Origin of the sequence: Patulibacter brassicae, assembly GCF_033949425.1 — a bacterium.
Classification (GTDB): Bacteria; Actinomycetota; Thermoleophilia; order Solirubrobacterales; family Solirubrobacteraceae; genus Patulibacter; species Patulibacter brassicae.
On the sequence record NZ_JAXAVX010000006.1, the window covers coordinates 15,354 to 27,315 of the forward strand.

The window sequence follows — 11,962 nt, forward strand, 5'->3', positions numbered from 1 at the left end:
CGGCCACGAGCGGGGCTCGACCTGCGTCCCGTCGGCGTCAGCCGCCGGTGCGCCCCGTGGCCTGCGCGATCCGGATCGCGGTCGCCCACGCCTCGTCCGCCGTCGGGGCCGCGGCGAGCACGCCCCACCCCGGACCGTCCGGCCCGAGGTTCAGCGGCACGTCGACGCAGTACCCCGCGCCGCACTCCGGGATCCCGCTGATCCGCCGGTCCGAGAAGCCGTAGCCGGTCGCGGTGCCCGCGGCGGTGCCCGGGACCGCGCGTCGCTCGTCGTCGCGGCGGCTGGCGAAGCTCGCCGCCTGGCCCGGCGTGTGGTCGACGATGACGACCCGCCCGCCGGGACCGCTCTGGCGCACCCGGTGCAGCGCGCCGCCGGACCGCGCGGTGCGCGACGGCGGCGCCCAGCCCCCCTCGGCGGGCGCGGGCAGGGCGGTCCGCCAGCCCTGGTCGGCGGCCAGGTACTCCGCCGGCGGGGCGCCCGCGATCGGCGCCCCCGACCCGGCGCGCAGCACGCCGCCGCCCTCGACCGGCGTGCCGCCGGCAGGCGGTGGGCTCCCGGCGTCACCGCCGTCGGTCGTCGTGCCCTCGTCGGCGCCGGCCGCGTCGCCGGAGGACGTCCCGTCGCCGTCGGTCGCCGGACCGCCCTCGCCCGTCGTCCGTCCCTCGTCCTGCGCGGCGGAGGACGTCGACCGGGTCGACGCGACGTCGCTGCCGTCGTCGCCGCGGGAGAGGCCGAGCGCCACGACCGCTCCCAGCGCCACGAGGAGGGCGACGAGCCCCGCGATCGCCCACGGCGCCGCTCGACGACCGCCGGCGGCCGCGGCGCCCGACGCCGGCGGGGCCGGGCCCGCTCCGTCGCGACCCGCGCGGACGCGCGTGGGATCGGTGCCCCGCTCGACGGCGATCCGCGCGACCTCGTGGCGCGCGGCGGGGCCGACCGGGTCGCCCGCGGGCGCGGCCCGTCCCGGGCCGGGCGCGACCCGGGTGGGCTCGGCGGGGACGACCCGCGTCGGGTCCGCGTCGCGCGGGCGCGCGACGGTCGGCTCGGTGCCGGGCACGACGCGCGTCGGTTCCGCGTCCCGCGGGCGCGCCGCGGGCTCGGCGCCCGGCGGCGGGACCGGGCGGGCCGGGGCGCCGTCGGGATCGACGGCCGCCATCGGCTGCGTCGCCTGGGGCTCGGCGATCCGTCGCAGCGCCATCCGGGCGTCCGCGGCCAGCGCCCCGGCGGTCGCGGGGCGCGCGGCGGCGTCCTTGGCCATGCCGGCGGCGACGACCTCGTCGAACGGCCCGAGCGCCGGTCGCTCCTCGCCGAGCGCGGGCGGCGGGGCGTTCACGTGCGCGTAGAGCTTGCGGGCCGTGGTGCCGTCGTAGGGCGGTGCTCCCGTGAGGGCGGCGACGAGCGTCGCGGTCAGCCCGTAGACGTCCGCCCGCGCGTCGACGTCGCCGCCGTCGACCTGCTCGGGCGCGACGTAGTCGATCGATCCCAGCAGCGTGCCGGTCCGGGTGAGCTCGCCGCTGCCGTCGAGCTCGGCCGTGAGGCCGAAGTCCGCGAGCAGCACCCGCTCGGGGAGCGCGCCCGGGTCGTCGCCGAGGGGGCCCTCGAGCAGGACGTTGCTCGGCTTCACGTCCCGGTGGACGATCCCCTGGGCGTGGGCGTGGTCGAGCGCCGCGGCGAGCGCCTCGACGACGGCGACGGCGGCCACGGGCGGCAGCGGACCGCGGCGTCGCAGGCGCGCGGCGAGGTCCTCGCCGGGCACGTAGCGCATCGCCAGCCACAGGCCGGCCTCGTCGCTGCCCGCGTCGTAGACCGGCACGACCGCCGGGTGGTCGAGCCGGGCGGCGAGCCGCGCCTCGCGCATGAACCGCTCGCGGAACCCGTCGTCGTGGGCGAGCTCGGGCGCGAGGAGCTTCAGGGCCACGCGTCGGCCGAGCGTCACGTGCTCGGCCAGGTGCACGGTGCCCATCCCGCCGCTGCCGAGCGGCCGGAGGATCCGGTAGGCGGCGATCTGGTCGGGGACGTCGGGCATCGCGGGGGAGCGGGGGGAGCGCCGCTCCGCAGTCTGGCGCACCCGGCGGGCCGTCGTCCCCGGGTCCGCCGCGACAGCGCGCGTGCGGCGGCGGGCCGCAGCGGTCCCAGCCGGTACCGTGCCCCGCGTGACGGCGGGCGCCACCCCGGTGATCAGCTTCTGCGTGGTCGGCACGAACGGCGCCGACGTGCTGCCGGCGTGCCTCGACGCGATCGCGCGCGAGCAGCGCCTGCTCGAGCTGCCGACCGAGGTCCTCGTCCTCGACAACGCCTCGACCGACGAGAGCGTCCGGATCGCCCGCGAGCACCCGGTCGGCGCGACGGTCATCGCCCTCGAGCGCCGCCAGGGCAAGGCCGCGAACGACAGCCTCCTGCTGGACACCGCGCGCGGCCGCTACGCGCTGCTCCTGAACGAGGACAGCGAGCTCCAGGCCGGGGCGACGAAGGAGCTGCTCGACGCGCTGGAGCGCGACCCGCGCGCCGCCTGCGCCGGCGCGGCGCTCCTGCGGCCCGACGGCGTCGAGCAGCCCTCGGCGTGGCGCTTCCCGGGGCTCGGGACGACGCTCGCCCAGTCGCTGCTGCTGCACCGCGCGCTCGTCGTGCAGTCCGGCGGCGCGAGCACGCGCCGCGTCGACTGGTGCCAGTCGGCGTGCCTGCTCGTGCGGATCGCGGCGTCGGCGACGATCGGGCACCTCGACCCGGAGTACTTCGTCTACGGCGACGAGGTCGACCTGCAGCGCCGGCTCGCCGACAACGGCTGGCACACGCTCCACGTGCCCGCGGCGCGCTGCGTCCACCACGAGGGCCTCTCGACCGGGGCGGGCGCGCGGCGGCGGATCGTCGAGCTGCACCGCAACCAGGAGCGCTACCTCGTCGCCCACCACGGGCCGGTCGTCGCGTGGCTCTGCCGGCCGCTCGCGGCGTGGCCGTACCTCCTGCGCGCGCTCGCGGCCCTCGTCCTGCCCGGGCACTCGCCCCGCCGCTACTGGTGGCACGTGCGCTCGACCCTCGCGCCGAACCACGGCGTCGGGATCCGCGAGGCGGCGGAGGCGTTCAACGCGCAGCTCGAGACGCCGCCGGCCGGCGCCGCCTGACCCGAACCGCGGGTCGCGCGGGCCGGGAGCGGGTACGGTTCGCGCCGTGGCTCCGGGCGGTCCCCCCTCCTCCGCGCCGGCCCTCGAGCTGCGGGGGCTCGAGAAGACCTATCGCGGGGGCCGTGCGGCGCTGCTCGGCGTGGACCTGCAGGTGGCGCCGGGCGAGCTCGTCGGCCTGCTCGGCCCGAACGGCGCCGGCAAGACGACGCTCACGAAGATCGCCTGCGGCCTCGTGCACCCCACGGGCGGCACGGTGCTCGTGGACGGCCACCCGGTCGGGACCGCGGCCGCCCGCCGGGCGACGGGCTACCTCGCGGAGCTCTTCCGCTTCCCCGACTGGCTCACCGCCGACGAGGTGCTCGCGCTGCACCAGCGGCTCGCCGGGTCCTCCGGGGGCAGCGAGGAGCGCCGCGGGCGGCTGCGCGACGTCGGACTGGCGGACAGCGGGGACCTGCGGGTCGGGGCGATGTCGAAGGGGATGCAGCAGCGGCTCGGGATCGCGCAGGCGCTGCTCGGCGCGCCGCGGATCGTCCTGCTCGACGAGCCGACGAGCGCCCTGGATCCGGTCGGGCGGGCGATCGTGCGCGAGCTGCTCACCGCGCTGCGCGACCGCGGCGTCGGCGTGCTCCTGTCGAGCCACCTGCTCGGCGAGGTCGAGCGCGTCTGCGATCGCGTCGCGATCGTCGTCGACGGCCGGGTGGTCGCCGACGACCGGCCGAGCGTGCTGACGCGCGCCGCCGGCGTCGAGCTGGAGACCGACCGCGGCGTGCGGATCGTCGAGGGCGCCGGTCGCGACGACGCGCCGGCGCTCGTGGCCGCCGCCGTCGCCGACGGCGAGCGGGTCTACGGGGTGCGCGTCCGCCGCTCGACGCTCGAGGACGTCTACCGCGAGGCCGTCGGCGGCGCGACCGACGGCGGGGTCCAGCGGCGATGAGGGACGTGCTCGTCATCGCCCGGCTCGGCCTGCGCGAGGCCGTCCGGCGCCGGGTGCTGCCGGTCGTCGTCGCGCTGTCGGTCGCCTTCCTCGTCCTCTACTGGCTCGGGGTCGGCGTGGTGGAGAAGGACGCCGTCCCGCGCGGCGGGGCGTTCGGCGACGCGGTCGCCGACCAGGTCGAGCCGGCGATCGACGCCGCGACCGCCGGCGTCCTGCTCGGGCTCGCGAGCTTCGCCACGCTCTTCCTCGGCGCGACGCTCGCGATCTTCCTCACCGCCGGGGCGATCCGCGGCGACGCCGAGCGCGGGCTCCTGCAGCCGCTCCTCGTGCGCCCGCCCGGGCGCCTGCGGGTCCTCGCCGGCCGGTGGCTCACCGCCACCGCGATCGCGGTGCCCTACGCGCTGGTCCTGCACCTCGGCGCGACCGCGATCATGCGCTGGCGCGGCGGGTTCGTCGCCGACCAGGTGCTGTGGTCGGCGATCGAGCTGTCGCTCGCCGTCGGCCTCGTCGCGCTGCTGTCGCTCGCCGCGTCCGTCCTGCTGAGCCAGGTGGCGGGCGGGATCGGCTCGTTCATGTGCGTCGGCGCGGGCCTCGTCGGCAGCCTCCTGGGCCAGATCGGCGACGCGATCGACAACCGCACCCTCGAGCGCGCGGGCGACGTCGTCGCGCTCGTGCTGCCGTTCCAGGCGCTCTACGAGGACGTGCTCTACCGGCTCACCGCGGGGACGCGCGAGCCGCTGCTGGAGCTCGGGCCGTTCGGCGGCGCCGACCCGGCGGGTGCCGGGACGCTCGCGTGGGCCGCCGTCTGGGCGCTCCTGCTCGCCGGCCTGGCGTCGTGGCGCCTGGCGCGTCAGGACCTCTGATCGCCTCCCCCGGCGTTCGTCCGCGCGTCGCCGCCTCACCGGGATCCGGCCCGCGCCGCGCCGCTCAGCGCACGCGCGCGGTGAGCGTCCGGGAGCTCGCCCCGGTCGAGACGCGCAGGCGGTAGGTCCCGCGGCGCAGCCGCCGGCCGCCGACCGACCGGATCGATCGCGACCAGCCGCCGGCCCGGGGGACGCGGAAGCGGACGCGGCCGAGGCTGCGAGCGCCCCGGCGGACCGCGACGGTCACGGTCGTCGGCGCCGACACGCGCAGCGACAGCGCGATGCCCGCGCGCAGCGGACGGGCGCTGGCGCGCAGCAGCCGGGCGCCGCCGCCGCTGGCCGGCGGGGCGCCCGGCCGGTCGGGACCGGTCCCGGGGACCGCGCGGTCGACCGCCTCGCAGCCGCCGGCGATCACGTCGAGCCCGTCGGCCTGCACGACGTCGGCGCCGTCGCCGCAGGTCACCGTGTCGGCGGTGCCGTCGCGCACGAGGATCCGGTCGTCGCCGCCGGCGTAGACGGTCGCCCCGTCGCCGGTGACCGCGTCGGCCCCCGCGCCCCCGTCGAGCAGGTCGTTGCCGTCCCAGCCGTCGAGGCGGTCGTCGCCGTCCTCCCCGAAGAGCTCGTCGTCGCCGCGACCACCGGAGAGCACGTCGTCACCGGGGCCGCCTCGGACGACGTCCCGCCCGTAGCCGGTCTCGATCTCGTCGTCGCCCGGGCCGGCCGTGATCGTGCTCGGCGGATCGGCGATGTACTTCATCCGGTCGTTCCCGCCGCCCAGGTCGGCCGTCAGCGTCGTGCCGGCGTCCGGGGGCGGGCAGAGCACGACGCTCGCGGACTGCTGCTGGCACCCGGCGCCGGCGATCACGGTCCCGCCGGCCGTCTCCTCGAACTCCATCCCGGTGAAGACGATCGAGCCGTGGACGTCGAGCGCGCTCGGACCGTCGTCCCCGACGACGCGATAGGCGTCGCCCTGCATCTCGACGCTCACGGACGCCGCCGACGCGGTCGAGGCACCGAGCAGCGCCAGGCAGAGGCTCAGGAGCAACGACGGCGAGCGCGGCACCTCGCCGTTCTACCCGGTGTCCCGCGGTTCCCTCATCGGTGGAACCACGGGCGTCGGGGCCGGCTCAACCGGTGGTCGAGTCGGGCAGCTTGCGCCCGACCGGCCCGACGTAGACCCCCCGCGGCAGCGGGTTGTCCGCCGTCGGCCCGGGGTGGAAGCTCAGGTAGATCCGCGCGCAGCGCTGGGCCCCGGCACCGTTGGCGACCCGGACGTGCTCCGCGACCCGGAGGGTCTGGCCCTCGTGGTGGAAGTGGTAGTCGTTCGGGTGGATCCCGTACCAGACGTCCCCGACGCCGGACCGCCAGTCCAGGCCGAGGTCCTGCGCGAGCTGCCCGACCGGCTGACCGATCCCCTCGGGCCGCAGGTACGCCTCGGCGACCCGATCGAGCGTCGCGAGGTCCTGGAGGATCATGTCCGGCCGCCAGAACGGGCTGTCGGCGGCGGTCTCGAAGGCCCGCTCGGTGAACACGAGGTTCCGGCACCGCTTCGCCGCGACGTGGACGGCCTCGGCGACGGTCTCGACCTCGGGCAGCGGCTCCTCGTCGGCGTCGTCGCCCTCGTCGTCGACGGCGACCTCGTGGTGCAGCCGGACGGCCTCGCGGCGCGCGGCCTCGAGGGCGACCTCGAGCCGCTCGTGCTCGGCGTGGGCCTCGAGCAGCAGCTGCTCGCGCTCCGCGAGCCGCGCGCGCAGGTCGTCGACCTCCTCGGCGACGTCGCCGGCGACGACGGGCTCCTCGGGGGCGTCCTCGAGCCGATCGGCCAGCTCCTCGCCGCGGGCCCGGGCCTGCGAGAGCTCGCCGCGCAGCTCGCCGAGCTCGGACTCGGCCTTGTCGAGCCGGCCGCGCAGCTCCTGCGACTCGGCGACGCGCTCCTCGGCGCGGCGCTCGTGACGGGCCGCCTGCGCCTGAGCCTGCTCCGTGCGGCGCTGGGCCTGCTCGAGCTCCTTCTCGGCGCGAACGGCGCGGCGGTCGAGGTCGACGATCGCCTCGCGGCAGATCGCCAGCAGGCGCTTGTCGACCTCGGCGATCCGGCGCTCCTGGTCGACGTCGGCGCGCAGCAGGAGGACCTCCTGCTCCGGCGTGAGCTCCGGCAGCTCCTGGGCGCCGGGCTCGATGCCGAGCTCCGCCTCGACCTCGCGGACGACCGCTACCGCGTCGTCCTCGGCCTCGAGCGCGTCGACGAAGGCTTGAACCGTCGCGACCGATGACCGCTCGACGCAGAGCGCCAGCGGCATGCCGAGCTGCTCGCGGAGGATGCGATCGATCTCCGGCTTGCCGATCCGGTCGAAGACGACCTCCGTCGGCTGGACGACCGCGACCTGCCCGCGCTTGTGCGTGGGCGAGCCCGACCGCTTGGACCTGCTGCGCTTCTTCGTGCTCATGGCGTTCCGGCCACCGTAGCGCAGCGGTCTGGGGGATTCATGAGGGAACGGCTCGCCGCTGCCGCGAACGGACTCCCTGATCGTCCCATCGGCCGCCGGGCGGCGGAGCATGAGCGCGGGGACGTCCGACGTTCGTCCGCCCGGCGGGGCGCTCGCGTCCGGCGACCTGGCCCCGGGCGCCGCGACGGCGACGGCGCGGGCCCGCGCGTCACGCCCGGCGCGCGGCGAGGACCGCGCGCAGCCCCCGCAGCTCGTCCCGCCGGACGCCCCCGGCGAGCACGACCGCCGGCAGCAGCAGCGCGCACCCGGCCAGCCGCGTCGCCCAGCCGTCGACCCCGCCGCCCGGCAGCAGCGCGTCGGCCGCCAGCACGAGCGCGACGAGCACCGCGGCCGCGGCGAGCATCCGCGCGTGGTCGAACGGCACCCGGAGCAGGCGGCGCGTGCGCAGGTGCGCGAGGCCGAGCGCCACGACGTAGGCGGCGACGAGCGCGAGCGCCGCGCCCGTCGCCTCGTGGTCGGGCACGAGCCAGGCGAGGACGAGGACGTTGACGACGAGGCCGAGGACCGCGGCCGGCAGGGTCCGCCCCGTGGCGTGCGCGCGGCCGGCGATCGACGTGAAGACCCACGTGAGGCCCCAGAGCGCCCAGCCGAGGGCGAGCCAGGGCAGGGCCTCCGCCGCGGCGTCCTTCGCCGCCGGCGAGAAGCCGTCCCCGAGCAGCAGGTCGCAGATCTCGTGGCGCAGGAGCGCGATCGCCGCGACGACCGTCCCGAGCAGCGCGACGTAGAGCCGGACGACCTGGGCGTAGACCGGCGGCGCCTCCTCGGCGGGCAGGTCGTAGGCCAGGGGAGGCCAGGCGGCCTGGAAGGCGCGCGCGACGACGATCACGAGCGTCGCGAGCTTCACCGCCGCGGCGTACACGCCCGCCGCGTCGCTGCCGGCCTCCTGCAGCAGCCACTGGCGGTCCACGACGGTGAGGAGGAAGACGGTGACCTCGGGCACGACCGTCGGCAGGCCGAAGCGCCACAGGGCGCGCATCGGGACCCCGGGGCCGTCCGGTCCGCGGTGGCCGAGGAGCAGCTCGCGCTGCGACCACCAGAGCCCGAGGAGGACCACGACCGACGCGAGGTAGTTGCCCAGCAGGTAGCCGGGCGCGCCCTGGTCGAGCACCACCACGAGGAGGACCGTCGCGCCGACGGTCAGCCCGACGTTCGACAGCGACGCGCGCAGGTACGTGCGGCGCGCCTCCTGCGCGCGGAGCAGCGCGTTGAGCACCTCGAGGTTCGTGAACGCCCAGATCCCGAGCGCCGCGGCGCGCACCGTCGCCGCCGCCTCGTGGCCGCCGTCGTCGAGCACGAGCTCGGCCAGCGGCGCGGCCGCGAGCAGCACGATCCCGGCCACCGCGGTGCTGCCGGCCGCCACGAGCGCGACGACGCGGCGGGCCAGCCGCGCGCGGCGGACCGGGTCCTCGTCGTGGAACCAGTGGCGCAGCAGCGCCTCCTGCAGGCCCCCGCGGACGACGATCGACAGCAGGATGATCCACGTCAGCAGGACCTCGGCCCAGCCGAGCTCGCCCTCGCTGAGGTGCGAGGTGTAGAGCGGCAGCGTGACGAGCGCGAGCACCCCGGCGACGACGCCGGAGGCCTGGTACGCCAGGCCGGAGGCGGCCAGGCGGCGGAGGGGGTGCGGCGCCATCGCCGGGACAGGCTACGCAGCGCCGCGCGCGCCCATCCGCCGCGGTCCGCCCCGTCGGCGGCGCGCACCGCCGGCCGGGCGCCCGCCCGCCCCCTCGACAGCACGACGACGAGGCGCCAGGATCCGCCCGTGCTCATCCCCCGACCGCTGCTCGAGCGGATCGTCGCCGGCGACGTGACGCTGCAGTTCCGCCGCCAGCGCCGGCCGACGGTGAAGACGGGCGGACGCCTGCGGACCGCGCTCGGCGAGCTCGCGATCGACGCGGTGGAGCCGGTCGCCCTGTCGTCGATCACCGCCGCCGACGCCCGGGCCGCCGGCGCCGCGTCGCGGGCGGAGCTCGTGGACCGGCTCCGCGCGCGGGAGGGCACCGTGTACCGGATCGCGGTGCGCTGGACCGGCGACGACCCGCGCGTGGCGCTCCGCCAGGCCGCCGAGCTCGACGACGACGCCGTCGCCGAGATCGCCGCGGCGCTCGACGCGATCGACGCACGCAGCCGGCGCGGCCCGTGGACGCGCGAGGTCCTGGACCTCATCGCGCGGCGCCCGGCGACGCTCGCCGCCGAGCTGGCGACGGAGCTCGGCCGCGAGCGGCTGCCGTTCAAGGCCGACGTCCGGCGGCTGAAGGAGCTCGGGCTGACGGAGAGCCTCGAGGTCGGCTACCGGCTCTCGCCGCGCGGCCGCGCCTTCCGCGAGCGCGACCCGCGCCGCGCCGGCTGACCGTCGGGCGGACGAGCCGCCGGCCGATGCCCCGCGCGGGGCATCGCGTAGCCTCGCCCGCTGTGAGCGATCTGCGCCCGACCTGCGCGCTGCTGCTGCCCCGTCCGCTCGAGCAGTTCATCCTGCGCGAGCAGGCCGAGGACCTCCTGCGCGGCCCCGACGTCGTCGCGCTCGACCCGCCGCGCCCCGGCTACGGCGCGACGCTCCGCGTGCCGGAGGGCGTCGCCGGGCCGATCGCCCAGCGGCAGGCGGCCTCGCTGCTGCGCCGGTTGCGCGACGACGGACGCGACCCGCGCGTGGTCGTCGCCTTCCACGCGATCCAGGAGCCGGTCGTCGCCCAGTTCCGCGCGCGGGCCGGCAGCGAGGTCTGGTACTGGCGCTGGGACCGCTACGAGCTGGCCCACGACGCCGGTCCCGCGCAGCGCGAGCGGCTCGCGACCCTCCACGACCGCCTCTCCCGGCTCGCGTCGCTCGTCGTCGCCTCGAGCGGCCGGCTCGCCGAGCTCGCGCGGGAGGACGGTCGCCCGACGGTCCTCAGCCCGCTGGCCGCCGATCGGTTCCCCGCGCCGGAGCCGACCGCCGGGGTGGTCGCCCTGACCGTGGGGCACCTCGGGCGCCGCGTGGACTGGACGCTGCTGCGCGCGATCGGCGAGCGGATGCCGGAGCTCCAGCTCCTGCTCGTCGGCGAGGTGCACGAGGACGAGGTCGGCGAGGACCCCGACTTCCGCTGGTGCCGCGAGCACGCCCCCTACGTCTTCGTCGGGCGGCTGCCGGACGAGGCGGTCGCGCAGCTCCTGCGCCTGACCGACGCCGGGCTCCTCCCGTTCGCGGTCGACCCGTTCAACGACGCGGGCCTGCCGTACCGGATCCTCAAGGCCGCGCGCCTGGGGCGGCGGACCGTCGTGCCGGACCTCGCGGGCGCGCGGACCTGGGACCGGGCGATCCTCGTCGGCGCCGACGCCGACGCGATGGTCGCCGCGCTGCGCAGCCAGGCCGGAGCGCGGGAGGCGCCGGACGCGTCGCTGCGCGCCTGGGCGCTCGAGCAGGCCGCCCACGCGCAGAACGCGCCGCTGCGCGAGCGCCTGCGCGCGATCGGGCTGGACGCGTAGGCCGAGGTCCGGTCGGGCCGACGGCCCTTGACCTGGAGCGCGCTCCACGGCCTACCGTCGAGGCATGACCACCACGCGCACCCCCCAGGAGCCGATCGGCTCGGGCTTCGGCTTCGAGAGCACGGCCGGCGACGTCCTGCGCGGCATCGACCTGACCGGCCGGTACGCGGTCGTGACGGGCGGGGCGTCCGGCCTCGGCCTCGAGGTCGTGCGGGCCCTCACCGGCGCCGGCGCCGAGGTCCTCGTCCCGGCCCGCCGTCCGGCGCAGGCGCAGGAGGCGCTCGCCGACGTCGCCGGCGCGACCGTCGAGCAGCTCGACCTCGGCGACCTCGGGAGCGTCGCCGCGTTCGCCGAGCGGACCCTCGACGTCGGGCGCCCGATCGACCTCCTGATCGACAACGCCGCGATCATGGCCTGCCCCGAGACCCGGATCGGCCCGGGCTGGGAGGCCCAGCTCGCGACGAACCACCTCGGCCACTTCGCGCTGACGAACCGCCTCTGGCCGCTGCTGCGCGCCGGCGACGGGGCGCGCGTCGTCGCGGTCTCCTCGCTCGGGCACCGGCGCTCGCCGATCCGCTTCGACGACCTGCACTTCGAGCGCGGCTACGAGAAGTGGGCCGCCTACGGCCAGGCGAAGACCGCCAACGCGCTCTTCGCCCTGCACCTCGACCTCCTCGGCCGCGACCACGGGGTGCGCGCGTTCTCGCTGCACCCGGGCGGGATCCTCACGCCGCTGCAGCGCCACCTGACCCGCGACGAGATGGTCGGCTACGGGTGGATCGACGAGCAGGGCGAGCCGCTCATGCGCTTCAAGACGCCCGAGCAGGGCGCGGCCACCACCACCTGGGCGGCCACCTCGCCCCAGCTCGACGGGCTCGGCGGGGTGTACTGCGAGGACTGCGACATCGCCCGGCCGATGGTCCTCGACGGCGACGCCGCGCCCTCCTCCGGCGTCGCGCCCCACGCGACGGACCCCGAGGCCGCCGCGCGGCTGTGGGCGGTCTCGGCGGAGCTCACCGGGGTCGACGCCTTCGCGACGACCGGCTGACCGCGGGATCGCCGACGGGCCGGTCTCGGCGCGGC

Annotated in this window: 10 protein-coding genes; 6 read left to right on the forward strand and 4 right to left on the reverse strand. The window is 77.7% G+C overall.

Annotated elements, in window-relative coordinates; translation table 11 throughout:
* Window positions 1-37: 37 nt before the first annotated feature.
* A complete protein-coding gene (locus SK069_RS12535) occupies window positions 38-2,026 on the reverse strand; it encodes a serine/threonine-protein kinase (RefSeq protein WP_319954581.1) in 1,989 nt (662 codons plus the stop codon).
* Between the two features lie 127 nt (window positions 2,027-2,153).
* Here SK069_RS12535 and SK069_RS12540 point away from each other — a divergent pair, with 127 nt between their 5' ends.
* Genes SK069_RS12540 through SK069_RS12550 form a run of 3 tightly spaced genes read left to right on the forward strand, consistent with a single transcriptional unit; the run spans window position 2,154 to window position 4,916 of the window.
* A complete protein-coding gene (locus SK069_RS12540; protein WP_319954582.1) occupies window positions 2,154-3,119 on the forward strand; it encodes a glycosyltransferase in 966 nt (321 codons plus the stop codon).
* Between the two features lie 46 nt (window positions 3,120-3,165).
* The gene (locus tag SK069_RS12545) at window positions 3,166-4,053 is read left to right on the forward strand and encodes an ABC transporter ATP-binding protein (protein ID WP_319954583.1); all 888 of its coding nucleotides are present in this window, start codon (window positions 3,166-3,168) and stop codon (window positions 4,051-4,053) included.
* On the forward strand, window positions 4,050-4,916 hold the full coding sequence (locus SK069_RS12550) for an ABC transporter permease subunit (RefSeq protein ID WP_319954584.1): 867 nt from the start codon (window positions 4,050-4,052) through the stop codon (window positions 4,914-4,916). Before SK069_RS12545 ends, SK069_RS12550 begins: the two co-directional genes overlap by 4 nt.
* 64 nt (window positions 4,917-4,980) lie before the next feature.
* Here SK069_RS12550 and SK069_RS12555 read toward each other — a convergent pair whose 3' ends face one another.
* From SK069_RS12555 to SK069_RS12565, 3 genes are all read right to left on the reverse strand, one after another.
* Window positions 4,981-5,979 carry a calcium-binding protein gene (locus SK069_RS12555; RefSeq protein WP_319954585.1) on the reverse strand — a complete coding sequence of 333 codons (999 nt, stop codon included), beginning with the start codon at window positions 5,977-5,979 and terminating at the stop codon, window positions 4,981-4,983.
* A 64-nt stretch (window positions 5,980-6,043) separates the two neighbouring features.
* Window positions 6,044-7,360 (reverse strand): hypothetical protein, encoded by a 1,317-nt coding sequence (locus SK069_RS12560; protein WP_319954586.1) that lies wholly within the window; start codon window positions 7,358-7,360, stop codon window positions 6,044-6,046.
* Between the two features lie 208 nt (window positions 7,361-7,568).
* On the reverse strand, window positions 7,569-9,053 hold the full coding sequence (locus SK069_RS12565; protein WP_319954587.1) for a lipopolysaccharide biosynthesis protein: 1,485 nt from the start codon (window positions 9,051-9,053) through the stop codon (window positions 7,569-7,571).
* A gap of 129 nt (window positions 9,054-9,182) precedes the next feature.
* On the opposite strand from SK069_RS12565, the gene SK069_RS12570 reads away from it, so the two are divergent.
* From SK069_RS12570 to SK069_RS12580, 3 genes are all read left to right on the forward strand, one after another.
* The gene (locus tag SK069_RS12570; protein WP_319954588.1) at window positions 9,183-9,770 is read left to right on the forward strand and encodes a hypothetical protein; all 588 of its coding nucleotides are present in this window, start codon (window positions 9,183-9,185) and stop codon (window positions 9,768-9,770) included.
* Between the two features lie 62 nt (window positions 9,771-9,832).
* Entirely contained in the window at window positions 9,833-10,879 is a 1,047-nt protein-coding gene (locus SK069_RS12575) for a glycosyltransferase family protein (RefSeq protein WP_319954589.1), read from the forward strand.
* A 64-nt stretch (window positions 10,880-10,943) separates the two neighbouring features.
* On the forward strand, window positions 10,944-11,927 hold the full coding sequence (locus SK069_RS12580) for an SDR family NAD(P)-dependent oxidoreductase (protein WP_319954590.1): 984 nt from the start codon (window positions 10,944-10,946) through the stop codon (window positions 11,925-11,927).
* Window positions 11,928-11,962 lie beyond the last annotated feature (35 nt).